Annotated in this window: 23 protein-coding genes; 16 read left to right on the forward strand and 7 right to left on the reverse strand. The window is 71.8% G+C overall.

Features of this window, described 5'->3' with window-relative positions:
• The first annotated feature begins 19 nt into the window (after window positions 1-19).
• On the forward strand, window positions 20-541 hold the full coding sequence (locus C6W10_RS19365; protein ID WP_107259303.1) for a GNAT family N-acetyltransferase: 522 nt from the start codon (window positions 20-22) through the stop codon (window positions 539-541).
• 66 nt (window positions 542-607) lie between these two features.
• Here the strand turns inward: C6W10_RS19365 and C6W10_RS37415 are convergent, their stop codons facing one another.
• Window positions 608-1,081, reverse strand: a complete 474-nt coding sequence (locus C6W10_RS37415; RefSeq protein ID WP_159104651.1) for a hypothetical protein — start codon at window positions 1,079-1,081, stop codon at window positions 608-610.
• A gap of 33 nt (window positions 1,082-1,114) precedes the next feature.
• Here C6W10_RS37415 and C6W10_RS39225 point away from each other — a divergent pair, with 33 nt between their 5' ends.
• The 6 genes from C6W10_RS39225 (at window position 1,115) to C6W10_RS19395 (ending at window position 6,664) form a co-directional block, all read left to right on the forward strand.
• The gene (locus C6W10_RS39225) at window positions 1,115-1,237 is read left to right on the forward strand and encodes a hypothetical protein (protein WP_255419601.1); all 123 of its coding nucleotides are present in this window, start codon (window positions 1,115-1,117) and stop codon (window positions 1,235-1,237) included.
• Window positions 1,234-3,831 carry a rifamycin-inactivating phosphotransferase gene (gene rph, locus C6W10_RS19375; protein ID WP_107259304.1) on the forward strand — a complete coding sequence of 866 codons (2,598 nt, stop codon included), beginning with the start codon at window positions 1,234-1,236 and terminating at the stop codon, window positions 3,829-3,831. Before C6W10_RS39225 ends, rph begins: the two co-directional genes overlap by 4 nt.
• 233 nt (window positions 3,832-4,064) lie before the next feature.
• Window positions 4,065-4,478 (forward strand): DUF6069 family protein, encoded by a 414-nt coding sequence (locus C6W10_RS19380; RefSeq protein ID WP_107259305.1) that lies wholly within the window; start codon window positions 4,065-4,067, stop codon window positions 4,476-4,478.
• A 38-nt stretch (window positions 4,479-4,516) separates the two neighbouring features.
• Window positions 4,517-4,870: a YciI family protein gene (locus C6W10_RS19385; protein WP_107259306.1), complete on the forward strand. Its 354-nt coding sequence runs from the start codon at window positions 4,517-4,519 to the stop codon at window positions 4,868-4,870.
• Window positions 4,871-4,889: 19 nt separating this feature from the next.
• On the forward strand, window positions 4,890-6,089 hold the full coding sequence (locus C6W10_RS19390; protein ID WP_107259308.1) for an RNA polymerase sigma factor: 1,200 nt from the start codon (window positions 4,890-4,892) through the stop codon (window positions 6,087-6,089).
• Entirely contained in the window at window positions 6,086-6,664 is a 579-nt protein-coding gene (locus C6W10_RS19395) for a dihydrofolate reductase family protein (protein ID WP_107259309.1), read from the forward strand. Before C6W10_RS19390 ends, C6W10_RS19395 begins: the two co-directional genes overlap by 4 nt.
• Before the next feature lie 227 nt (window positions 6,665-6,891).
• On the opposite strand, the gene C6W10_RS38660 is transcribed toward C6W10_RS19395, so the two are convergent.
• Together C6W10_RS38660 and C6W10_RS19405 are read right to left on the reverse strand one after the other, a co-directional pair.
• Window positions 6,892-8,427: a cellulose-binding protein gene (locus tag C6W10_RS38660; RefSeq protein WP_234361334.1), complete on the reverse strand. Its 1,536-nt coding sequence runs from the start codon at window positions 8,425-8,427 to the stop codon at window positions 6,892-6,894.
• A gap of 261 nt (window positions 8,428-8,688) precedes the next feature.
• A complete protein-coding gene (locus C6W10_RS19405; protein WP_107259313.1) occupies window positions 8,689-9,459 on the reverse strand; it encodes a DUF899 family protein in 771 nt (256 codons plus the stop codon).
• A gap of 271 nt (window positions 9,460-9,730) precedes the next feature.
• On the opposite strand from C6W10_RS19405, the gene C6W10_RS19410 reads away from it, so the two are divergent.
• The 3 genes from C6W10_RS19410 to C6W10_RS19420 all read left to right on the forward strand — a co-directional run bounded on the left by C6W10_RS19410 (window position 9,731) and on the right by C6W10_RS19420 (window position 13,025).
• On the forward strand, window positions 9,731-11,152 hold the full coding sequence (locus C6W10_RS19410) for a glycosyltransferase 87 family protein (protein WP_234361335.1): 1,422 nt from the start codon (window positions 9,731-9,733) through the stop codon (window positions 11,150-11,152).
• 103 nt (window positions 11,153-11,255) lie between these two features.
• Window positions 11,256-12,239, forward strand: a complete 984-nt coding sequence (locus C6W10_RS19415; protein WP_107259315.1) for a serine hydrolase — start codon at window positions 11,256-11,258, stop codon at window positions 12,237-12,239.
• Window positions 12,240-12,461: 222 nt separating this feature from the next.
• Window positions 12,462-13,025 carry a hypothetical protein gene (locus C6W10_RS19420; RefSeq protein ID WP_107264100.1) on the forward strand — a complete coding sequence of 188 codons (564 nt, stop codon included), beginning with the start codon at window positions 12,462-12,464 and terminating at the stop codon, window positions 13,023-13,025.
• A 46-nt stretch (window positions 13,026-13,071) separates the two neighbouring features.
• Here C6W10_RS19420 and C6W10_RS19425 read toward each other — a convergent pair whose 3' ends face one another.
• Window positions 13,072-13,374: a metal-sensitive transcriptional regulator gene (locus C6W10_RS19425; RefSeq protein ID WP_101365859.1), complete on the reverse strand. Its 303-nt coding sequence runs from the start codon at window positions 13,372-13,374 to the stop codon at window positions 13,072-13,074.
• A 126-nt stretch (window positions 13,375-13,500) separates the two neighbouring features.
• Here C6W10_RS19425 and C6W10_RS19430 point away from each other — a divergent pair, with 126 nt between their 5' ends.
• From C6W10_RS19430 to C6W10_RS19440, 3 genes are read left to right on the forward strand one after another with little or no spacing between them, the layout of a single operon-like run.
• A complete protein-coding gene (locus C6W10_RS19430; RefSeq protein ID WP_107259317.1) occupies window positions 13,501-13,710 on the forward strand; it encodes a heavy-metal-associated domain-containing protein in 210 nt (69 codons plus the stop codon).
• A 47-nt stretch (window positions 13,711-13,757) separates the two neighbouring features.
• On the forward strand, window positions 13,758-14,753 hold the full coding sequence (locus tag C6W10_RS19435; protein WP_107259319.1) for a hypothetical protein: 996 nt from the start codon (window positions 13,758-13,760) through the stop codon (window positions 14,751-14,753).
• Between the two features lie 14 nt (window positions 14,754-14,767).
• Window positions 14,768-17,059: a cation-translocating P-type ATPase gene (locus tag C6W10_RS19440; RefSeq protein ID WP_107259321.1), complete on the forward strand. Its 2,292-nt coding sequence runs from the start codon at window positions 14,768-14,770 to the stop codon at window positions 17,057-17,059.
• Window positions 17,060-17,082: 23 nt separating this feature from the next.
• Here the strand turns inward: C6W10_RS19440 and C6W10_RS19445 are convergent, their stop codons facing one another.
• Window positions 17,083-18,360: a glycosyltransferase gene (locus C6W10_RS19445; protein ID WP_107259323.1), complete on the reverse strand. Its 1,278-nt coding sequence runs from the start codon at window positions 18,358-18,360 to the stop codon at window positions 17,083-17,085.
• Window positions 18,361-18,545: 185 nt separating this feature from the next.
• Between C6W10_RS19445 and C6W10_RS19450 the strand changes: the two genes are divergently transcribed.
• Window positions 18,546-19,241, forward strand: coding sequence for a GntR family transcriptional regulator (locus C6W10_RS19450; RefSeq protein WP_159104653.1), 696 nt, complete (start codon window positions 18,546-18,548; stop codon window positions 19,239-19,241).
• An 82-nt stretch (window positions 19,242-19,323) separates the two neighbouring features.
• Here the strand turns inward: C6W10_RS19450 and C6W10_RS19455 are convergent, their stop codons facing one another.
• Entirely contained in the window at window positions 19,324-20,436 is a 1,113-nt protein-coding gene (locus C6W10_RS19455) for a geranylgeranyl reductase family protein (RefSeq protein ID WP_107259327.1), read from the reverse strand.
• Window positions 20,437-20,592: 156 nt separating this feature from the next.
• Here C6W10_RS19455 and C6W10_RS19460 point away from each other — a divergent pair, with 156 nt between their 5' ends.
• Window positions 20,593-20,829 (forward strand): hypothetical protein, encoded by a 237-nt coding sequence (locus tag C6W10_RS19460; RefSeq protein WP_107259329.1) that lies wholly within the window; start codon window positions 20,593-20,595, stop codon window positions 20,827-20,829.
• 290 nt (window positions 20,830-21,119) lie between these two features.
• Window positions 21,120-22,490, forward strand: a complete 1,371-nt coding sequence (locus C6W10_RS19465; protein ID WP_199854051.1) for an MFS transporter — start codon at window positions 21,120-21,122, stop codon at window positions 22,488-22,490.
• Window positions 22,491-22,574: 84 nt separating this feature from the next.
• Here C6W10_RS19465 and C6W10_RS19470 read toward each other — a convergent pair whose 3' ends face one another.
• Entirely contained in the window at window positions 22,575-23,171 is a 597-nt protein-coding gene (locus tag C6W10_RS19470; RefSeq protein WP_107264101.1) for an MBL fold metallo-hydrolase, read from the reverse strand.
• Between the last annotated feature and the right edge of the window lie 93 nt (window positions 23,172-23,264).

Consider the following 23,264-nt stretch of genomic DNA (forward strand, 5'->3'; position numbering starts at 1 on the left):
CCGGTGGCGAGGAGGCTTTGTGGACCTGGGTCGCCGTACGCCCGAGGACACCGAACGGCTGGCGTTCGCCGAGATGACGGTCGACGACCTCGACGACATGGCCGCGCTGCTCGGTGACGCGGACGTGATGCGGTACTACCCGCGTGCGAAGGATCGCGCCGAGGCGCTGGGCTGGATCAGGTGGAACCAGGACCTGTACCAGCGGGAGGGCTTCGGTCTGTGGACCATCAGGTTGCGGGAGACCGGCGAGTTCGTCGGCGACTGCGGTCTGACGCCGCAGGAGGTCGACGGGACGATCGACATCGAGGTGGGCTACCACGTCCGGGGTGATCTACAGGGTCACGGGTACGCCACGGAGGCCGCGATCGCCTGCCGCGACCATGCCCGGGACCGGTTGGGCGTCGAACGGCTCATCGCGATAGTCCATCCCGACAACACGCCGTCGCAACGGGTCGCCGAGAAGATCGGCCTGCGCTTCGAGCGGGCCACCACCTCCCGGTCGGGGCTACCGGTACGCGTCTACGCGGCACGCCTGGCGTAGCCAGGACGACACCGGTCAGGTGCTCCGCGACCTCCACAGCCGACCGCCGTTCCGGCCGCACCGTGGTCAGCCGGAGGAGAGCGTGTCGGGGTTTGCCGGGGCGGTGCGGGCATCGGCGGTACTCGCTTCCCAGCTCGCCAGCAGGCGGAGGGCTTCGTGGGTCGGGGTGCCGGGCGGGGCGCTGTAGGCGGTGATCGTCAGCCCGGGGTCGGCGGGTAGCGGCATGGCTTCGAAGCCGAGGCCGAGGCGGCCGACGGTGGGGTGGTGAACCGTTTGGGCTACCGGGCGATGACCGATCGCCGCGCGATCAAGACCCTGCTGCGTCCCTGACCGACCGACCCGACAGGGGAACCGACAGAGGCTTGTCGGGTGCGACGGGCGGGCAGAAGAACGGGCCCGACGAGAGGATCGGGCCAGCAAAGAACGGGACGAGAAAGCAACGATGGCAGGGAGATCTCTCCCTGCCACTCTTAACGTATACCGCACCGGGGGGCTTGCGGCAAGACCCGGGTCCTGGCGCAGAATCGTCGGCCGAGCCACAACCTGCGGAAATGGGGGCCCGAGGTGCGGGTGTTGTCAACGAAGTTCAGGGGACGCGGTGCGGTCGAACCGGCGGTACGCCCCGCCGACTCGTCGGTGCTCCGGTCGGCCGGTGCGGCACGGCGCGGCACGGCCGCCTCGGAGGTGTCGCGGTGACCGAGCAGTACGTTGTGGATCTTCGAGAGGTTGACGCGACGCGGGTCGCGACCGTCGGTGGCAAGGGCGCGCACCTGGGCGAGCTGTCCCGGATCGAGGGTGTCCGGGTGCCGGCCGGCTTCTGTGTGACGACGGATGCCTTCCGGCGGATCATGGCGGAGGCGCCCTCGATCGGCGATCGGCTCGATCGGCTCTCCCGGTCGAAGCCGGACGATCGGGAGACGATCCGTACGCTCAGCGCGGAGATCCGCCGGACCATCGAGGGAATCGCCATCCCCGATGATCTCGCGACGGCGATCACCCGCGCCCTCGCCCGGTTCGGCCCGGAAGCGGCCTACGCCGTCCGATCCAGCGCGACGGCCGAGGACCTGCCGACGGCCTCCTTCGCCGGTCAGCAGGACACGTACCTGAACGTCGTGGGGCCGGCCGCGATCCTCCAGCACGTCAGCCGCTGCTGGGCATCGTTGTTCACCGAGCGGGCGGTGACCTACCGGCAGCGCAACGGCGTCGACCACCGTACGGTCACGATGGCCGTGGTCGTGCAGCGGATGGTCTTCCCGCGCACGGCGGGCATCCTCTTCACGGCCGACCCCGTCACCGGCAACCGGAGGGTCGCCACCGTGGACGCCAGCTTCGGCCTCGGCGAGGCCCTGGTCTCCGGCCTGGTGAACCCCGACGTCTTCAAGGTGCGCGACGGCGAGATCGTCGAGCGGGTGATCGCGGCGAAGAAGCGTGCCGTGCACGCCCTGCCGGCGGGCGGTACCGAGGAGGTGGCGATCGACCCGCAGCGGCAGGAGCAGCCGGCGCTGACGGATGCGCAGGTGGTGCGGCTCGTACGGCTCGGGCGGCGGATCGAGGCGCACCTCGGCCGCCCGCAGGACATCGAATGGTGCCTGGTCGACGAGGACTTCCAGATCGTCCAGAGCCGGCCGATCACCACGCTGTTCCCGATCCCCGCTGCCCCGGACGCGCAGAACCGCGTCTACCTCTCGGTCGGCCACCAGCAGATGATGACCGACCCGATGAGGCCCCTGGGGTACTCGATGTGGCAGCTGACGGCGATGGCACCGATGCACGAGGCCGGCGGGCGGCTGTTCGTCGACGTCACCCCGAGGCTCGGCTCGGCCGCCAGCCGCGCCGGCCTCCTGGAAGCCATGCAGCGAGCCGATCCGTTGACCAGGGACGCGCTGGAGACCGTCCTCGACCGCGACGACTTCATCCCGCCCGTCCCGGAGGCGGAGCCCGCCGGACCGCCGGCCGGCGGCGCGCCCGCCCCGATCGAGACCGATCCGGCCATCGTCACCGAGCTGATCGAGCGGAGCGAGGCGTCCATCGCCGCGCTGCGGCGCGAGATCCGCACGAAGAGCGGAGCCGCGCTCTTCGACTTCCTGCTGGAGGCGTTCCAGGATCACAAGCGGGTTCTCGGCGATCCGCTGAGCATGCAGGCGATCATGGCGGGCATGGAGGCCACCTGGTGGCTCAACGACCGGTTGCAGGAGTGGCTGGGCGAGAAGAACGCGGCCGACACCCTGACCCTCTCCGCTCCCAACAACGTCACCTCGGAGATGGGGCTGGCGCTGCTCGACGTCGCCGACGTGATCCGGCCGTACCCGGAGGTGGTCGCGTTCCTCCAGGGCGTCGAGGACGAGGGTTTCCTGGACGAGCTGCCGAAGCTCGCGGGTGGGAACGAGGCGCGGGACGCCATCGAGGCGTACCTCGACCGTTACGGCATGCGCTGCGTCGGCGAGATCGACATCACCCGGCCGCGCTGGAGAGAACGCCCCAGCACCCTCGTGCCGCTGATCCTCGACAACGTCCGCAACTTCGAGCCGGGCGCCGCCGGGCGGCGCTTCGAGCACGGGCGGCGGGCGGCACAGCAGAAGGAACAGGAGGTACTCGCACGCCTGCGCGACCTGCCGGACGGGGCGCGGAAGGCCGACGAGACGAAGCGGATGATCGACCGGGTCCGGACCTTCATCGGGTACCGGGAGTACCCGAAGTACGGCATCGTCAGCCGCTACTTCGTCTACAAGCAGGCGTTGCTGGCCGAGGCGGAGCGCCTCGTGCGGGCCAACGTGCTCACCGCGCCGGAGGACATCTTCTATCTCACGTTCCAGGAACTGCACGACGTCGTGCGCGCGAACCGAGTGGACGAGCGGCTCATCGAGCAGCGCAGGGAGGCGTTCCGGTCGTACCAGGCGCTCACGCCGCCCCGGGTACTCACCTCGGACGGCGAGGCGGTCGTCGGGACGTACCGGCGCGACGACGTGCCGGCCGGTGCCCTGGTCGGCCTGCCGGTTTCCACCGGGACCGTCGAGGGGCGGGCCCGGGTCATCCTCGACCTGGCACAGGCCGACCTCGAGGCCGGTGACATCCTGGTCACGGCCTACACCGATCCGAGCTGGTCGCCCCTGTTCGTCGCGATCACGGGCCTGGTGACCGAGGTGGGCGGCCTGATGACCCACGGCGCGGTGATCGCCCGGGAGTACGGCCTGCCGGCCGTCGTGGGTGTGGTCGACGCGACCCGGCTCATCCGGGACGGGCAGCGGATCCGGGTGCACGGGGCCGACGGGTACGTCGAGATCCTGCCCTGACCGACCGGGTCGCGCAGGGTCGAACCGGCCACGACCGCCGCGCGGCTGGTCGTGGCCGGGTCGTCGGCGGCCTATCGTGGGGTCGTCCGTTATTGCCCGATATCGCCCTGACGGACGCCGGACTCGAATTTCTTCGAAAAGATCTGGGGCGGCCTGTCGATTGGGCTTGATCCTTTTCGTAGCCCTGGTGAGAGGCCGGCACGGAGCCGGTCCACCCGCCACTGGAGGGCACGATGACCAGCACTGTCAACCCGACCCGCGCCACCACCTCGACCGTCGGTGCGGTGATCCGGACCGGCGTCATCGCCACGGTCGCCGCGAGCGCCGCCACCATGGCCGTCGCGGCCGCCGGGCATGCGGCCGGGATCAGCCTCGATATCAGCGGCGCCCCGATCCCGGTCAGCGGGTTCGGCATGCTGACCGCCGTCTTCTCGCTGATCGGCGTGGTCATGGCCGCGCTGCTGTCCCGTTTCGCCCGGCGTCCGCGGCGCACGTTCGTCCGCACCACGGTGGTGTTGACCGTCCTGTCGCTGGTGCCGGACGTGATCGTCGACGCCGGGGTGGCCACCAAGGCGCTGCTGATGCTCACCCACCTGGTCGCGGCCGCGATCGTGATCCCCGCCGTGGCGCGCCGCCTGGCCGCCTGACCTGTCGCCATCCACCAACGAGCTACCGGAGGACCGTCATGAAGCAGTACCTGCTGTCCGTGCATTTCGTCGAGGGCGCGCCGACGCCGACCGACGAGGAGATGCAGACCATGTTCAGGGAAACCGACCGGATCAACGACGAACTCCAGGCCGCGGGCGCCTGGGTCTTCGCCGGAGGACTCCGGTCGCCGGAGAGCGCCACCGTCGTACGGGTCGAGAACGGCACCACCACGATGAGCGACGGGCCGTTCGCCGAGACGAAGGAGCACATCGCCGGCTTCTGGGTCATCAAGTGTGCGGATCTGGACCAGGCGCTGGCCTGGGCCGAGAAGTGCGCGGCGGCCTGCGGGCCGGTCGAGGTACGCCCCTTCGACGACCTGTCCCAGGCCTGAACGGGGCCGGTCAGCCGACATGGACCTGGCGAGCATCTACCGCGCGGAGTACGGCCGCTGCGTCGCCACCCTGGCCCGCCTCCTCGGTGACATCAACCTCGCCGAGGAGGCGGTCCAGGACGCCTTCACCACAGCGGTGCAGAAGTGGCAGACCCCGCCACCGAACCCGGGCGCCTGGATCGTCACCACCGCCCGGAACCGGGCCGTCGACCGGCTCCGCCGGGAATCGACCCGCGAGGCCCGGTACGCCCAGGCCCTGCTGCTGCACCAACAGGACGAACCCCAGGAGGTGGGACCGGTGAAAGACGACCAGTTGCGACTCATCTTCACCTGTTGTCACCCGGCGCTCGCCCCGGACGCCCGGACCGCCCTCACGCTCCGCCTGCTCGGCGGCCTCGAAGTACCGGAGATCGCCCGGGCCTACCTGATCCAGGAGGCGACGGTCGCCCAGCGGATCGTGCGCGCCAAGAAGAAGATCCGGGACGCCGGCATCCCCTACCGGGTACCCGCCGAACACGAGCTGCCGGACCGGCTGCCGCCCGTACTCACCGTGCTCTACCTGATGTTCAACGAGGGCTACGCGTCCACCGCCGGACCGCTGATCAGAACGGACCTGTGCGCCGAGGCGATCCGGCTCGCCCGTGAACTCGCCGTGCTGATGCCGGACGAGCCGGAGGTCCTCGGCCTGCTCGCCCTGCTCTTGTTGACCGAGGCGCGCCGCCCGGCCCGGCTCGACCCGACCGGCGAACTGGTGCTGCTGGCCGACCAGGACCGGTCGCTGTGGAACCGGGCGCTCATCGCCGAGGGTCGCGACCTGGTCCGCCGTTGCCTGCGGCGCAACCGGCCCGGCCCGTACCAGATCCAGGCCGCGATCAGCGCGGTGCACACCGACGGCGCCAGCACCGACTGGCGGCAGGTCCTGGCACTCTACGACCAGCTCCTCGCGCTCGTGCCGACCCCGGTCGTCGCGCTCAACCGTGCGGTAGCCGTCGCCGAGGTGCACGGACCGGCGGTGGCCCTCGCCGCGTTGGAGGACCTCGACCTTCCGGGCTACCACAGGCTGCCGGCCACCCGGGCCGAACTGCTGGCCCGGCTCGGACGCGACGCGGAGGCCCGAGCCGCCTACGACGAGGCCATGGCACTGGCCACCAACGAGACCGAGCGGGCCTTCCTGCAAACCCGTCAGACCGAACTCAGCCGCACCAGGAGACCATCATGACCGCCAGCTACACCTTCGACGTCTTCGCCAGCCTCGACGGCTTCGGCACCACCAGCGGCAACTGGGGCGGCTACTGGGGTAAGCAGGGTCCCGAGCTGCTCGACCACCGCCTCGCCCAGTACAGCGAGGAGCAGCGGATGGTCTTCGGGGCCGAGACGTACCGGGTGTTCGCGCGGATGCTGGCCGCGAGCACCGAGGAGTCCGAGGTACGGGACCCCTGGGTCACCCGGATGCGGAACCTCCCGGCGACGGTGGTGTCGCGCACCCTGGAGGGACCCCTCGACTGGCCGGACGCGACCGTCGCGCGCGGTGACGCCGTCGACGTCGTCGCCCGGCTGAAGAAGGAATCCGAGGTGCCGCTGCGATCGCACGGCAGCCTGTCGATGAACCGGGCGCTGATGGCCGCCGGTCTGGTCGACCGCGTCCAGGTGACGATCTTCCCGGTGATCACCGGTCGGACCGGGACGGAGCCGATCTTCCAGGGTGCGGCCGACTTCGACCTCGAACTGATCGAGAGCCGGACGCTCGACGGCCGCACCCAGCAGCTCGTCTACCGGCCCACCCTGCATCGCTGACGCCGCCGGAGCGCCATCCGCCTCCTCCAGGTAGTGCGTCGTCAGACTCCGACGCCGGGAGTGCTCGTCAGCGGTTCTGTCGTCCGATGCCGCGCCGGACGGGCCACGGATGCCCGGCAGGTGATCGCGCGGATCGTGAGGTGCGGCTCCCCCTGGAATCGTGGCCGTGCGTGGTGACCGGGGTCGCCACGCACGGCCGGTGGTGGGTTGCTGTCGGCCGGCGGCGGTCAGCCGGCGGTGCAGGATCTGATCTGTGGTCGGGCCGAGCTGTTCCCGTTCGTCATGGTGGTGAAGCCGAACGTGTTGCCGCTGCCGTTGGACCGTACGGTCATCACGCTTCCGCTGCTGTCCCAGCTGAAGGTGCCGCTCCAGGTGGTCGAGACCCTCTGCGGCGCGGTGATGTTCACGACGACGGTCCAGGCACTGGCCCCGCTGACGGTCACCGAGGTGTTGTACCGGTCACCCCACAGCGTGCCGGGGGTGATCGACGCGGTGCAGCTGTCACCGGTCGGCGGCGGGGTGGTCGGCGGCGGGGTGGTCGCGGGCGGAGTCGTCGGTGTGGGGCCGGTCGGCGGCGGGCTGTTCGGGCCGTCGGTGAGGGTCGGCGTCTGCCAGTCCCGCCATTGCGCCAGGTTGCCGGCCGCCTTGCTGGCGATCCGCATCGTGCCCGGGGCGTTGCCCGTCTTGAGCAGGAACTTCTGGATGTGCTGCTGGAGCGGGGTCCGCCATTCGGACCGGTTGGCGCAGTGGCTGCCGTCCTGGACGTCCGACCAGTACGTGATGTTGTCTCCGGCACCGAGGGCCTTGTAGACCTCCGCTCCGCCCAGGGCCGCCACGCTCGCGGACCTGGGGCCCAGGTTGGCGATGTGCGGGTTGTCCATGATGAAGAGTCCTCGCGGGGCGACCATCGCCACGATCTCGTGGGTGTCGACCGGGAGGTTGTTCGGGCTGCCGGTGAAGGAGCCGAATCCGTCGCCGAGCCACGGCTGTTCGCCGTAGGCGCTGCTCAGGCTCTGGGCGCCCTCCCCCGGGATGCCACGGAAGATGGGAACACCGGCACTGCCGGACTCGATCGGCATGGTGAGCGCGATGCGCTGGTCGAGGGCGCCGACGGCGAAGGCGCCCTTTCCGAACCGGGAGCAGCCCGTGACGCCCATCGCGTCGGCCCGCAGGGTGTTGCCGCCGGAGGACTCGATGACGTCGATGATCCGGCTCACGCCCCACGACCAGGCGGCCAGCAGGCCGGTACTGCTCGTGTTGCCGTAGATGCTGTAGAAGGCGCCCTGCTTGTTGTTCCGGGGCGTCCCCTCCCGACCGACCAGGTAGGGGTCGTAGTTGATGACGGCGGCACCCGCGGCTCGGATGGCGGCCGTGTCGGCGCCGAAGCCGCCCAGCACGACGACCGCCGGGAAGGGGCCGGTACCGCTGGGCAGTTGGACACTGGCCGAGAAGCTGGAACTCCTGCCGTTGTGCGACACGTTCACCGTGATGCTGCTGCTGGAGACCGTGCCGGTCACCGTCGCCGGTTTGGCCGGCTTGTCGCCGTAGACGTAACGCTCGACCATCTCCTTGAGCTGTGCGCGTTGGCACCGCCAGTCTGCCTTGCTGGAGATGCGCGAGCCGTCGAGCCTTCGGAACGGGTCGGGGAGCCGGGAGTTCGCGGTCAGCGAGCCGGGAAGCGACACCGAACAGTCGGCGCCCTCGTCTTCCACCGGTGCGGCGGCAGCGAGGGCGGGGGTCGTGGTCTGGGTTACCACGGTCACCGCTCCACCGACCGCGAGGGCCGCGACCGCCACCGCCACGACCGTCGAACGGATTCTGGAGCGACCTGGACGGATGATCACCTGAGCTTTCCTCTCCTACGGGTGGTGGGAGGTGTCGGCCACGGTAAATCTGGCCAGCAGGATGCTCCGTCAACACATATTCATTGACAGAGGTCTATGCGGACGATAACACGGCGGCGTCCGCACACTCCCCCGCCCGCCGTTGCCCGGCGGGAACGACTGCCAGCTCCCGACGCGTACTCAGTGCTGGTGCGGCTGGTGCCGGGCATCGGCCGAGGTGCCGAGGTCGTCGTCGCGCCCGGCCCTGATCCGGGACCACTGCGCGGTCGGTCGGCCGTCCAGCCGGAACTGGCCGCCCCGGGCGTCCCACCGCTGCGGCCAACCCTCCGGCGAGTCCTCCCAGAACTCCTGCCGGCCGTAGACGGTCAGATCCAGCAGCCCGTACGACGGTGCCATCACCTCGTTGCCGCGACCGGTGGTCCAGTAGGTCTCGTAGACCCTGTCGTCGTCCCGGAGATAGCTGACCAGAATGCCGAAGTGCCGGTTCGCGACCAACCGGTCCACCGACTCGGACGGCACCGAGTACCAGGGGATCGTCCAGCCCATGAAGTCGCGATAGCGCGAACTCTCCTCGTACGGCCCCTGGCAGAGGGTGGCGTAGCTGACGTCCCGGGAGTGCAGGTAGGACAACTCGTTGATGTGGGTGGTGGAGAAGGTGCAGCCCTCGCACTGCTCCGCCGCCGGTCGACCGGTGTGCCACATCTGGAAGTAGGCGATCAGTTGGGACCGGCCGCCGAAGATGTCGATCAATGGTGTCGGACCGTCGGCTCCGAGCAGCGGAGTCTGCGGATCGACCTCGACCATCGGCAGCCGACGGCGTTCGGCGGCCAGGGCGTCCCCGGCCCTGGTGTGCGCCTTCTCCTTGACCCGGAGTTCGTCGATCCGCGCCTGCCAGGTCTGCCGGTCGACGATCCGTGGCAGTGGGTGCTCAGCTCCGGGTGACTCCGTCATGTGATCTGTCTAGCCGAGTCGGAGAGTCCGGCACAACACCTCCGACCGGTCCCGAGGCGCGAGTCCACTCCCGACCACCCGCGCCCGCCGCCGACGCCACTCCGGTGGCCCGATGCGCTCGGCGGAACGCGGAGCAGTCCGCTTCGCGGGCCGGAACCGCGCGTGATCGAGGTTCGGTCCAGGAACGGTAGAGGAGAGATCGTTACTTTTCTCCTTACCGCTGCCCGGCCCCGGATCCGGACGACCGGCTCGGTGGATGCGGAGGAGCGCCGTGACCAGCACCTATCTGGGCACCGACGCGGACGAGGTCCGGCCTTCGCCGCCGCGCCGCCCGGCGTACCCGAGGGTCGGTCTGGTCGTGCTCCCCCTGCTGGTCGCCGGCGCGGCGGTGGCCGTGCAGCAGGCGACCGGGAGCTTCTGGGGAGACCTGGCGACGTACCACTCGGGGGCCTCCGCCGCCGCCTCCGCCGACGGCGCCCTCTACCAGGCGACCCATCGGGGTACGGACGGAATCGCGCTCGGCTTCACCTATCCGCCATTCGCCGCCCTGCTGTTCCAGCCGCTCGTACCGCTCGGTGTGCCCGTCGCCGTCGGGCTCTGGACCCTCGCCTCGGTCCTCGCACTGCTGGCGGCGCTCCGGGTGACACTCCGGGCGGCGGGCGTGCCGGCCGAGCGGCGGGCGCTGGCGACGTTGGCCGGCGCGGCGGTCGCGCTGCCGATGTTCCCGGTCTCCGGGCACCTCCAGGCCGGACAGGTCGGGCTCTTCCTGATGCTGCTCGTGCTGCTCGACCTGACCGGCGACCCCCGGCGGCGCTGGTCCGGCCTCGGAGTGGGAATCGCCGCCGGGATCAAGCTCACTCCGCTGGTCTTCGTGGTGTACCTGCTGGTCACCGGCCGGTTCCGGGCCGCCGGTACCGCGCTCGCCGGTTTCGCCGCCACGGTGGCGCTCGGGTTCGCCTGGCGGCCGGAGGACTCGGTACGGTTCTGGACGGGCGCGCTCTTCGACACCGCCCGGGTCACCGCCGATCCCCGGACGATCCTGAACCAGTCGCTGGCCGGTGCGCTGACCCGGCTGACCGACTCCGCCGAGCCGGGGACCGGCTGGCTCGTGCTGGCCGTACTCGTCGCCGCGCTCGGGATGGCGGTCGCGGCGTACTGCGCCCGGGCCGGGGAGCAGTTGCTCGGCGTCCTCGCCTGCGCCACGACCGGTGTGCTGGTCTCCCCCGTCTCGTGGCACCACCACTGGGTCTGGTGCGTACCCGCGCTGGTGCTGCTGGCCGTACGCTCCCGGCGGGCGCGCAGCCGGCTCGGGCTCGCCGCCGCCGGCCTGGCCTGGCTCGTCTTCGTCGGCGGCACCGGTTGGGTGCTCGCCGGCCTGCACGGCTGGGACCTGCACTTCCGGGGCTGGGGCCTGCTCTACAGCAACCTCTACGTGCTGGTCGGCCTCGCCGGGCTCGGTTACCTCCCGGTCCACCTGTGGCGGGCCGGGCGGCGCGGTCCGGTCCACCGCCCCGCCGGGCCACCCGGTGGTCTCCGACGGCCCGGTGCGCCGGGCCCGTCCGGCGCCGAGCCGCTCCCACCCGAACCGGCACCCGCCGAGGAGGCAGCGCACCATCCACACGGGAACGATCGGGCGTCCGGCCGGGTTCGGGTAGCCGGTCGGTGGCCCGCGGGCCGGCGCGGAGTCCGGTAACGTTCGGCGGCGTGACTCTCCCCACCCACCCCGACGGACGTCGTCGCCGGCCGAGGCCGCACCGGACCGTGCGCGCGACGCCGCTCCGCCAGGGAGATGCCCGGTGACGGAGCCGCACGACCGGCTGGCCGAGCCGCTCCGGGAGGGCGCGCTCGAGGGCCTGCACGCGGCCGTGGCGGTCCGGGGCGGTGAGACCCTGCTGGAGTACTACGGCACGGGCGAGGACTTCGCCTGGGGCACCTCGCTCGGCGTCGTCGAGTTCGGGCCGGAGACGCTGCACGACGTCCGGTCGATCAGCAAGAGCGTCACCGCGCTGCTCTACGGCATCGCCCTCGGTGACGGCCTGGTTCCCGAGGTCACGGCGCCGCTGCTGGGACAGTTCCCGGACTATCCCGACCTGGCGGCCGATCCGGCCCGGGCCCGGCTCACCGTCGAGCACGCGCTGACGATGTCGCTCGGGCTGCAATGGCGCGAGGATCTGCCGTACGACGATCCGGACAACGCCGAGATCGCCATGGAGCTGGCGCCGGACCGGTACCGGTACGTGTTGGAGCGGCCGGTCGTCGAGCCACCCGGTCTCCGCTGGCACTACTGCGGAGGCGCGGCGGCGCTGCTCGGCCGGCTCATCGCCGACGGGACCGGGCGGTCGCTGACGGAGTACGGCCGGGCGGCCCTGTTCACACCGCTGGAGATCCACGACATCGAGTGGATGAGGGGTCCGGACGGGGTGGCCTCGGCCGCCTCCGGTCTCCGGCTCACGCCCCGCGCGCTGGCCAGGATCGGCGAGCTGGTACTCGCCGGAGGGGCGTGGCAGGGCCGGCAGCTCGTCCCCGCCGGCTGGATCGACGAGATGCTCCGGCCCCGCCTGGAGACCACCTGGGGCGCCGGGTACGGATACCAGTGGTATGTCGAGACCGTCTCGGGCCACCGAATGGTCTCCGGCAGCGGCAACGGTGGCCAACGCCTCTTCGTGCTGCCGGACCTGGACCTCACCGTGGCGGTCACCGCCGGCAACTACAACGCCCCGGACCAGTGGCGCACCCCGGTGACGCTGCTGGAGCGGGTCGTCCTGCCGGCGGTCACCTGACGGCCGCGCGGCCCGAACACCCCGCCCGGTCGGCCTCCGGCGCTGCCTCGCTCCCCCAGGGCACCGCGCCGCCGTGGCGCCACGATCACCGCGACGGCCGAGAAGGGCAAACCCACGTCGTGACGTCAGCGGGCAAACCCGCGTCGTGACGTCAGCGGGCAACCCGCGTCGTGACGTCAGCACGGTCGCCGCGCGGTGACGTCGAGGCGGTACGGTCGGATCGTGGACCAGGCCGAGGAGGGCGCCCGGATCGGCGCCGCGCTGACCGGTTGGCTGGGCCGGCTGACGTTCACCGACCAGACGAGTGACGAGGTCACCGTGCTGCTGATCGACTCGGTGGCGGCCTGGGCGATGGCCCAGGGCTGGCGGGTGTACCGGCGGGCCGCCAGCGTGATGCCGCTGCCGCCGCCGTACGAGCACCGGCATTCCATAGTGGACGTCGGATGCGCGCGGCCGGACGGCGCACCGGTGGTGGTCGAGGTCGACCACTCCGACCGGCAGCGTTCGGTCGAGAAGCTCAGGCTGGAGGCGGAGGCCGGCCGGATCGCCGTCTGGCTGCGCTGGGGCGACCGCAGGTTCGAGCCGCCGCCGGCCCCGATCGCGTTGGTGCCGTTCCGGGTCACCTCCCGGCCCGACCGGGAGGGCTCCGGCCGGCGGTACTCGAGGCTGCCGGCCACCGACCGGCCGGCGCCGGCCCACCTGGGCGGGGACGTGCGGCTCGGTGGCCAGGTCGACCTCTTCCCGACCCCGGAGCCGGAGGGCCGGGTCGACCCGGCCCGGGGCTGACCGGTCAGCCGCGCCCCATCAGCCGCGCTTGATCAACCGCGGCTGATCAGCCGCGCTTCATCAGGCGCCCGACGGCGGCCATCATCTCGGTGGCCATCTCGTCGGCCCGCCCCTCGGCGGCGCCCTCGTGCATGCAGTGCCGGGCGTGCCCGTCGAGCAGCCCGAGCGCGACCTTGTCCAGCGCGGCCTGGATGGCGGAGATCTGGGTCAGCACGTCGATGCAGTAGCGGTCGTCCTCGACCATCCGCTCGATCCCGCGCACCTGCCCCTCGACCCGACGCAGCCGGGCGAGCAGCTGATCCTTGCTGGCGGTGTAGCCGCGGGTCGGGGTCTCGGCGGGTGTCGTCATGCCACAAGCATAGCTAACCCCCCAGGGGTATGCTACGGTCCAGGAGTACGGATACCCCCGAGGGGTAAACCGGGCGTCGCATACCCCCCTAGGGTATAGGGTGGGGGCAGGGAAGGGAGAACTGCAATGATCACCGAGAGCTACCAGGTCAAGGGCATGACCTGCGGACACTGCGCCAACGCCGTCAGCACCGAGGTCGGCGCGATCCCGGGGGTGACCGAGGTGAGCGTCGACGTGACCTCCGGCGCGGTCACCGTCACCAGCGACGGCCCGGTGGAGACCGAGCGGCTCCGCGCCGCCGTCGACGAGGCCGGCTACGAACTCGTCACCTCCTGACCATCCGAAGACTGACCACGCCCGAAGAGCAGAAACCAGGTAGCGCGATGAACACCGCGACGAAGTTGAGCGCCTTCGCGCTCGGGCTCGCGACAGTGTTCGGCGCGGCGTACGGGGTCGGCCAGCTCACCGGCCCCGTACGCACCGCCGACTCCACCGACTCGACCGGTTCGGCCCACTCGACCGGGCACGGCACCGACGCCGGTACGACCGGCGCACCACGGCTACCCGGTGGGCTGCTCGTCTCCGACCGGGGCTACACGATGACCGGCGTACCCGCCCCGGCCGGCGAGTTCGCGTTCCGGATCATCGGGCCGGACGGGCACCCGGTGACCGGCTACGACGTCGAACACGACAAGCGGATGCACCTGATCGTCGCCCGTCGGGACCTCTCCGGCTTCCGGCACGTGCACCCGGAGATGTCGGCCGACGGCACCTGGCGGGTCGCCTCGCCGCTGACCGGTCCCGGCAGCTGGCGGGCGTTCGCCGACTTCAAGCCCAGCGGCGCGGCGGCACTCACCCTCGGGCTCGACATCGCGGTGGCCGGCGACTTCCAGCCCCGGCCGCTGCCGGCACCGGCACCCACCGCCGAGGTCGACGGATACCGGGTACGCCTCGACGGCGCCCTGACGCCGGGACAGACCAGCGAACTGACCCTGACCGTCAGCCGCGACGGGCGACCCGTCACCGACCTGGAGCCCTACCTCGGCGCGTACGGCCACCTGGTCGCGCTCCGCCAGGGCGACCTGGCCTACCTGCACGTGCACCCGGACGGCGAGCCGGGCGACGGGCGGACAGCGGCCGGTCCCGAGATCACCTTCTACGCCGACGTGCCATCGGCCGGCAGCTACCGGCTGTATCTCGACTTCCAGCACGGCGGCACCGTCCGTACCGCCGAGTTCACCCTCTCCGCCGGAACACCGGCCGAGCCGTCGCCGACCGGTACCCCGGGCGGCGGCGCGACACCCGGGCAGCCGGCGCCGACGGCCACCCCGGGAGCGGACGAGTCCGGTCACGGCGAGCCCGGACACGGACACAACTAGCCCAGGAGGCAGCAATGGCACCGGCCGCCGGACGACCACCGATGGCACCCAACCGGATCGAACTGAAGATCGGCGGGATGACCTGCGCCTCCTGCGCCAACCGGATCGAGAAGAAACTCAACCGGCTGGACGGGGTGACCGCCACGGTCAACTACGCCACCGAGAAGGCGACGGTCACCTTCGACGACACCCGTACCCCGGACGAACTCATCGCCACGGTGGAGAAGACGGGCTACACCGCCGCGCTGCCACCGCCGCCCCGGCCGGTCGACGATTCCGGGCCGGAGCGGGAGGCGCCCGTCGACGAGCTGCGGACACTGCGTACCCGGCTGCTGGTGTCGCTGGTGCTGACCGTACCGGTGATCGTGTTGGCGATGGTGCCGGCCTGGCAGTTCGACTACTGGCAGTGGCTCTCGCTGACCCTCGCCGCCCCGGTCGTCGGGTACGGCGGGCTGCCGTTCCACCGGGCCGCCTGGATCAATCTGCGGCACGGCGCCGCCACGATGGACACCCTGATCTCGCTCGGTACGCTCGCCGCGTTCGGCTGGTCGGTCTGGGCGCTCTTCCTCGGCACCGCCGGTACGCCCGGCATGACGCACCCGTTCAGCCTCGACATCGGACGAAGCGACGGGGCCGGCAACATCTACCTGGAGACGGCGGCCGGGGTCACCCTCTTCATCCTCGCCGGCCGCTACTTCGAGGTCCGGTCGAAGCGCCGGGCCGGTGCCGCGCTGCGGGCGCTGCTCGAACTCGGCGCCAAGGAGGTGACGGTGCGCCGCGACGGCGTCGAGACCCGGATCCCGGTCGACCGGCTCGCCGTCGGTGACCGCTTCGTGGTCCGGCCCGGCGAGAAGATCGCCACCGACGGCGTGGTGGAGGACGGCTCCTCCGCGGTCGACGCCAGCATGCTCACCGGCGAGTCGGTACCGGTGGAGGTCGGTCCCGGTGACCAGGTGGTCGGGGCGACCGTCAACGCCGGTGGCCGGCTCGTCGTCCGGGCCACCCGGGTCGGCTCGGAGACCCAGCTCGCCCAGATGGCGACCCTGGTCGAGCGGGCACAGGCCGGCAAGGCCCAGGTGCAGCGCCTGGCGGACCGGATCTCCGGGGTCTTCGTACCGATCGTGATCGCCCTCGCCGTCGCCACCCTCGGCTTCTGGCTCGGTTCCGGGGACGGCGTCACGGCGGCCTTCACCGCCGCCGTGGCGGTGCTGATCATCGCCTGCCCCTGCGCCCTCGGGCTCGCCACCCCCACGGCGCTGCTGGTCGGCACCGGCCGGGGTGCCCAGCTCGGCATCCTGATCAAGGGTCCCGAGATGCTGGAGTCGACCCGTCGGGTGCAGACCGTGGTGCTGGACAAGACCGGCACGGTCACCACCGGCCGGATGACGCTGGCCGAGATCCTCCCCGCCGACGGCCAGGACCCGGACGAACTGCTCCGGCTGGCCGGCGCGCTGGAGAACGCCTCCGAGCACCCGATCGCCCGCGCGGTCGCCGGTGCGGCCGCCGAGCGGACCGGGCCGCATCCGGAGGTCGACGGGTTCGCCAACGTCGAGGGGCTGGGCGTGGCCGGTACCGTCGACGGCCGTGCGGTCACGGTGGGCCGGGCCCGCCTGCTGGCCGACCGCGACCTGGAGTTGCCCGGCGCGCTCGGCGCGGCGGTCGCGGACGCCGAGGCCGCCGGCCGGACCGTGGTGCTGGCCGGTTGGGACGGCCGGGTCCGGGGGGCGCTGGTGGTGGCCGACGCGATCAAGCCGACCAGCCGCGAGGCGGTCGCCGGACTGCGCCGGCTCAACCTCACCCCGATCCTGCTCACCGGCGACAACGACGCGGTCGCCCGGTCGGTCGCCGCCGAGGTCGGCATCGACGAGGTGATCGCCGAGGTGCTGCCGGCCGAGAAGCTCGACGTGGTCAGGCGGCTCCAGGCCGAGGGCCGGGTGGTGGCGATGGTCGGCGACGGCGTCAACGACGCCGCCGCGCTCGCCCAGGCGGATCTGGGGCTCGCCATGGGCACGGGTACGGACGTCGCGATCGAGGCCGCCGACCTGACCCTGGTACGCGGTGACCTGACCGCCGCCGTCGACGCGATCCGGCTGTCCCGGGCCACGCTACGGGTGATCCGGGGCAACCTGTTCTGGGCGTTCGCCTACAACGTCGCCGCGCTGCCGCTGGCCGCGATCGGGATGCTCAACCCGATGATCGCGGGTGCGGCGATGGCCTTCTCCTCGGTCTTCGTCGTCGGCAACTCGCTGCGGCTGCGCCGCTTCACGCCGTACCGGCCTGACCGGGCGGGCACCGTCGGCGGGTGACCGGCACACCAGGGGGCGTCGGTTCACGCCTGGTGGGCCGTGAGTTCGAGTAGGAGTTCGACTGCACGACGTGTACCGCCTTCGGAGCGCACCAGCTCGCCCATTTCGGCGGCCCTCCGGGGCATCGCCGTGTCGGATCTCGTCGCCTCGACCGCCCTGATGAGGCGTTCGGCGGTGATCTGCCGCTGTGGGATCGGGTCCGGGGCAACGCCGATGGATCGCATCCGCTCGGACCAGAACGGCTGGTCACCGGTGAAGGGGCAGATCACCTGTGGGCGTCCGGCGAGCAGCGCGGCGGCCGTCGTTCCCGCTCCGCCGTGGTGGATGATCGCCGCGGTGCGGGGGAAGAGCCAGTCGTGCGGAGCGTCGTCGACGACGTGGACGAGGTCGGTGTCCGAGCCGGCCATCGCGATCCCGCCGCCGCCGGTGGCGACAACGGCTCGCTCTCCGGTCGCCTGGACCATCCGTTGGACCATCTCGCCGATCGCCTCGGGGTTCTGGCCTCGCATGCTGCCGAAGCCGACGTAGATCGGCGGTGCTCCGCCGTCGAGGAACCTGGCCAGGGCGGGCGACGGGCCCCGCTCCTCGCTGGCGAGGGTCCAGTATCCCGTGACGGGCGCGTACCCGGGCCAGTCCGCCGGCTGCGGCAGGACGTGCCGACTGAACGCCTGCAGTACGAGGGCGGGGCCTCCGTCGGGGCGGCGGAACGGGTCGCCGGATCCACGCCGAGACCTCAGCCCGAGTCGTGCCCGCCAGTGCTTCCCCACCGCTCCGAGGAGCAGCTGAGGAGCGAGCGCGGCCGGTCGGTAGCTCAGCCGGTTGAAGGATCCGGGCAGCCACGACGGGGCCCACATCGGGCACGGAAAGGCGCCGGTCGGCACCCAGTTTGGCTGTAGTGCCACCGGGACCGAGGGGACGCCGAGGGCCTCGGCGAGGTGCTGGCCGGGGAGCATGGTGTGGTGCACGACGACGTCGGTTCCGGCGGGAACGGCTGCGGCGATGTCGTCGAGCGCGGCGGCGATGTAGTGCCGGGTCCGGCGTACCACCTCGATGGCTGTCCGTTTCGCCTTCGGCCCTCGGTAGTTCGTCGCGAGCGCCTCCTGGATGTGCGGCTCGTCGGTGAGCCGGTTCCACCGGTCGTCGACGGGCGCGAACGGAACGCCGCCGGCAGCGGCGAGCGACTGGTAACACGCCGGCCCGGCCACCAGTACCTCGTGGCCGGCGTCGGAGAGCGCGCGTCCCAGGGCGACGAACGGCTGTACGTCGCCACGCGTCCCGAACGCGAGCACGAATGCCTTCATCCTGCTGAGATCCCCTCTGTTCCACCGGGCCCCGAGCAACTCCGAGACCGGCAGTCCCCTTCTGAGCTGGCTGAAATTTCAGTCCAGCATGTCTCTCGGTGGCTGGGGTGGTCAAGTCCGGTTCGCGGAGAGTGTGCGATGTCTCCTGGAATTCGCAGTGGCGGGCGGGGCTAGGGTTTCCTCTTGTGACCGACCAGGGTGCGACGGGAGAGGCTTCGCTCACGCAGCAGGCCTACGCGGCGCTGCGTACCCGCATCGTGGCCTGTGAGCTTCCGCCGGGGTCGTCGCTCACCGAGCGGGGACTGGCCGGCTCGACCCCGTACGGCCTGACGCCGATTCGTCGGGCGCTCGCTCGGCTGGACCGCGAGGGCTTGATCATCACGCTGCCCCGGGCCGGGTACGTCGTGAGCCCCCTCGACGCCCAGCGAGTGTCGGAGCTGGTCGAGGCGTGGGATCTCATCGGCCCCGAGCTCGTCCGACTGGGCCTGGAGCGCCTGTCTGACGCCGAGGCCCGAGAGCTTGCCCGGCTGCTGGCCGAGTGGTCCCCGCCCGACACCGACGGTGAGTACCGGTTGGAAGCGGTCCTGCGCTTCTCCGAGCTGTCGATGCGCGTCTTCCAGCTCCTGGCCGTCGCGAGCGGGAACCGCTGGTTGCGGTCGACCTTCGACCAGCTCTCGGCCCAGATGTCGCGCCTGTGGGTCACCCTGCTCAAGGGCCGCGACGTCCCGGGACAGCTACAGCAGCTGATAAACCGCTGGAACCGACACATCGCGGGCCGGCAGCCCGAGGAGATCGCCGAGCACCTACCACAGTTGATCAAAGACAGTGGCCGAGCGGCACGTGACCTGTTCCACCACCTAGCCACGCCCGGTGGGCCGTAGCGACTTCCGGTAGGTACGGGCGTCAGCACCCTCTGCCTGGATCAGGCCGACACGCCGTCGACAACGCGCGTGAGCACTACAACTAGCCGAGCAGGGCCAGTGCGGCGCGTACCCGGCGACGCTCCAGGGTGCGGTCGAAGCTGGTCTCGCCCCGGCAGAAGGCGGTGAACATCCGCCAGCCGGGCGGGGTGGCCAGGGCGGTGTGGAAGATGCCGGGATGCCGGGAGAAGGCATCGAGGATCCGGTGCCCGGCCCGCATCGGCGGGACGAGCTGGTCGTGCACCGCCCGGACGTACCCGTCCAGGTCACCACCGGCCGCCGCGGTGCCGGCGAGCGTCCCGGAGCGCAGCGCGAAGCTGATCCCCTCCCGGGTCCACGGCTCCAGCAGGCCGGCCGCGTCCCCGGCGACCAGCACCCGGCCGTGCCGCAGCGGGGAGTCGTCGGCGCGACACCGGGTCAGGTGCCCGGAGTCGTGCGCCGGCTCCAGGCCGGCCAGGCCCAGCCGCTCGACGAACCCCCGCAGGTAACGCCGGGTCCGCTCCCCCTCGCCCCGGGCCGCGATCACCCCGACCGTCAACCGGTCGCCCTTGGGGAAGACCCAGGCGTACGACCCGGGCAGCGGTCCCCAGTCGAGCAGCAGTCGGCCCCGCCAACGCTGCTGGAGCGGGGCGGGGACGGGGATCTCCAGCTCCAGCCCGAGGTCGACCTGCGAGTACCGCACCCCGACCTGGCGGGCGGTCACCCCGGCCGAGCCGTCGGCGCCGACCGCCGTACGGGCGCGCAGTTCGGTGCCGTCGGCGAGCCGGACGCGTACGCCCTCCGGGTCCTGCTCGACCCCGCGCACCGCGACCCGTTGCCGGATCTCGGCGCCCGCGCCGACGGCGGCGCCCCGCAGCCGGTCGTCGAACTCCTCCCGCCGCACCATCGTGAGCAGTTGCCCCGGCCGGTGCCGGCGGGTGAACTCCCGCCGCCCGTCGGCGGTGAAGGTCACCCGGTCCACCCGGTCGTCGGCGGGTACCTCGATCCGCGCCTCGGCGGCCGCCAACGAGGTGCCGATCAGCCCGCCGCCGCAGGTCTTGTAGCGCGGATGCTCGGACTTCTCCAGCACCACCGTCCGGGCTCCGGCCCGCGCGGCGGCGAACGCGGCGGAGAGCCCGGCCGGTCCGGCCCCGATCACGGCGACGTCCCAGGTCACGGGTAGCAGCCTAGGTGACCGGCCGGGCGGCGCCGGGAACGGGACGCCGGTCGACGATCGGTGGCGGATCCACTACCCGGTGCATCAACGCCGTCTCGGTGGGTAATCGCCGCCTCGCGAACTGCCCGCGCGCTGTGCGCGGGCGAGGAGGTCACCATGCAACAGCTGCATCTCACCGACATCGAACAGCGGGTGTACCAGGCGGTCACCACCCTGGAGGCCCGGGGACAGGTACCGTTCCCGGAGGCCATCGCGGAAGAGGTCGGCCTGCCGCCGGACCAGTTGACGACGCCGCTGCACGTGCTCGGCGAGAAGAACCTGCTGCACCGCGAGGACTCCCCGTTGGAGGGTCTGGACTTCGGCCCGCGTTGGTGCTCCCAGCAGCTCGCCTGAGCGCCGGGGCGACGACCCGGCCGGCACGTCGCTGACCAGGCGTTCGGAGTGATTTGCGATAGTCTGTCCCCGGCGGTCACCGTTCGGGGCCCGCACCCGGACGCGGCACAGTCAGCGAGGCCCGATTGAGCGCGGCAGAAGGCAATCCACCGGGTCGTGCCGGTCGATCCGGGCCGGGCGGCCCGGACGGACCGAACGAACCGGAACCGGATCCACTGGCCGGGCTCGACGAGCGGACCGCCGCCCGGCGGCGCAGGCAGATCCTGACCATCGGACTGGTCGCCGCGTTCATGACGCTGCTCGACGTCAGCATCGTGAACGTCGCGATCCCCTCGATCGACCAGGCCATCCACGCCGACCCGAGCGATCTCCAGTGGATCCTCTCCGGGTACGCGCTGACCTTCGGGCTGATGCTGGTACCCGCCGGCCGGTTCGGCGACATCCGGGGCCGACGCAACGTCTTCATGCTCGGCCTCGCGCTGTTCACCCTGACCAGTGCGGCGGCCGGGCTGGCCAAGTCGCCAGCCTGGCTGATCGGTGCCCGGCTGCTCCAGGGCGCGGCGGCCGGACTGGTGAACCCGCAGGTGATCGGGCTGATCCAGCAGCTCTACCGGGGTGCGGACCGGGGTCGCCCGTTCGGGATGCTTGGCGCCACCATCGGCATCTCCACCGCCGTCGGCCCGCTGCTCGGCGGCGCCCTGATCGAACTCGGCGGCCAGCACCTCGGCTGGCGACTGGTCTTCTTCGTCAACGTGCCGGTCGGCATCGCCACGATCCTCTTCGCCTGGCGGCTGCTGCCGACCGGTCCCGGGCGCCGGGCCAGCCGCAAGGGACTCGACCCGGTCGGCGTACTGCTGCTCGGCGCCGGTGTCGTCCTGTTGCTGCTGCCGCTGGTGCAACGGCAGCAGTGGCACGGGCCGCTCAAGTGGCTGCTGATCCCCGGTGGCCTGCTGGTGCTGCTCGGCTTCGTCGGCTGGGAACTGCGGTACCGGCGCCACCGCGAACCCCTCTTCGACCTGGCGCTGTTCCGGCTCCGGTCGTACTCGCTCGGCACCCTGATCGGGCTGCTCTACTTCGGCGGCTTCGTCGCGGTCTTCTTCCTCTTCACCCTCTATCTCCAGAGCGGCCTGCGGTACAGCGCGCTGGAGGCCGGCCTGGCGATCACACCGTTCGCGCTCGGCTCGGCGCTCACGGCGGGAGTCGGCGGCCGGATCGTCAACCGGTTCGGCCGGCCGCTGGTCGCGATCGGCCTGGCCACCGTCGCGGTCGGGCTCGGCGGGGTGATCCTGGCCCTGCACTTCGTGCCGGGGCACGGCGCGCCGCTGGCGACCGCCCTGCCGCTGCTCGTCGCCGGACTCGGCAGCGGCCTGGTGATCACCCCCAACCAGAACCTGACGCTCTCCGAGGTGCCGGTCGGCCAGGCCGGCAGCGCGGCCGGGATGTTGCAGACCGGCCAGCGGATCGGCGCCGCCGCCGGCATCGCCGGAGTCGGCGCGATCTTCTTCAGCACCCTGGCCGCCACCCACGGCGGCTGGTCGCGGGCCTTCCGGGACGCCCTGCTGGCCACCATCGCATTCGTACTCGTCGCGCTGGTCGCGGCGATCGTGGACAGTTGGACCGAACGGCCCGGCAGCCCGGCCGGCCCCGGCCGCAGCGGTTGACGGCTACGGAGTGCCGGGATCACCGACGCGCGGTCGTCGACCGGCCGTCGGTTGGCCGTCATCGAGGGAGTGGCGGGGGATGCGTCAGGCCGTCTGGCCCGGGGTGAGCCAGCGGTAGCAGTCACCGGCCTCCTCGGCGAGCCACCCGTGCACGCTCTGCAATCCCCGCTCGTTGACCTGCGCGTCGTGGATGCCGTACGCCCGCTCGGGTGCGACGTCCCGGACGAAGTCGATCGCCTCGGCGGTCTTCAGCCACGATCCCTGCACCGGCACGAGCAGCGTCTCCACCGGCACCTCCGGCCGGTGCACCGAGTCGCCGGGGTGGTAGACCCGCCCCTCGACGAGGTACCCGAGGTTCGGGCAGTCCGGCTTCCCGCCGTAGATGGTGGCGTGCCGGCCGCCGAAGGCGCGTACCCGGAGGCCGGCGGCGGTGAACTCCTGCCCGGGCGCGACGGGGTGCACGTCGAGGTCGGGGATGTTCGCCCCGGCCGGCGCGTAGACGGGGACACCGAGGCCGGCCAGCCGCAGTACGTCGATGTGGTCGGTGTGCTCGTGCGTGACGAGTACCGCGTCGGCGCCGCGCAGCGCCGCCGGTTCGCTCCAGGAGCCGGGGTCGATGACGAGGACGGCGCCGTCGTGTTCGAGCCGTACGCAGGCATGGGTGTACTTGGTGAGCCGCACCCCGGCCACGGTACCGGCGACACGGGCAAGCATGATCGCAAGAGCCGGAGTGACGCAGATCACACATCTCCTCCGCCCGGCCGGGTTCGACTT

The sequence above is a fragment of the Plantactinospora sp. BB1 genome, from assembly GCF_003030385.1.
In the GTDB taxonomy this organism is placed as follows: Bacteria; Actinomycetota; Actinomycetes; order Mycobacteriales; family Micromonosporaceae; genus Plantactinospora.

Excerpts from the sequence above, each read along its gene's own strand:
- C6W10_RS19380 (WP_107259305.1), top strand. The coding sequence starts at position 4,065 with ATGACCAGCACTGTCAACCCGACCCGCGCCACCACCTCGACCGTCGGT.
- C6W10_RS19385 (WP_107259306.1), top strand. The coding sequence starts at position 4,517 with ATGAAGCAGTACCTGCTGTCCGTGCATTTCGTCGAGGGCGCGCCGACG.
- C6W10_RS19390 (WP_107259308.1), top strand. The coding sequence starts at position 4,890 with ATGGACCTGGCGAGCATCTACCGCGCGGAGTACGGCCGCTGCGTCGCC.
- C6W10_RS19395 (WP_107259309.1), top strand. The coding sequence starts at position 6,086 with ATGACCGCCAGCTACACCTTCGACGTCTTCGCCAGCCTCGACGGCTTC.
- C6W10_RS19405 (WP_107259313.1), bottom strand. The coding sequence starts at position 9,459 with ATGACGGAGTCACCCGGAGCTGAGCACCCACTGCCACGGATCGTCGAC.
- C6W10_RS19425 (WP_101365859.1), bottom strand. The coding sequence starts at position 13,374 with ATGACGACACCCGCCGAGACCCCGACCCGCGGCTACACCGCCAGCAAG.
- C6W10_RS19430 (WP_107259317.1), top strand. The coding sequence starts at position 13,501 with ATGATCACCGAGAGCTACCAGGTCAAGGGCATGACCTGCGGACACTGC.
- C6W10_RS19435 (WP_107259319.1), top strand. The coding sequence starts at position 13,758 with ATGAACACCGCGACGAAGTTGAGCGCCTTCGCGCTCGGGCTCGCGACA.
- C6W10_RS19440 (WP_107259321.1), top strand. The coding sequence starts at position 14,768 with ATGGCACCGGCCGCCGGACGACCACCGATGGCACCCAACCGGATCGAA.
- C6W10_RS19445 (WP_107259323.1), bottom strand. The coding sequence starts at position 18,360 with ATGAAGGCATTCGTGCTCGCGTTCGGGACGCGTGGCGACGTACAGCCG.
- C6W10_RS19460 (WP_107259329.1), top strand. The coding sequence starts at position 20,593 with ATGCAACAGCTGCATCTCACCGACATCGAACAGCGGGTGTACCAGGCG.
- C6W10_RS19465 (WP_199854051.1), top strand. The coding sequence starts at position 21,120 with ATGACGCTGCTCGACGTCAGCATCGTGAACGTCGCGATCCCCTCGATC.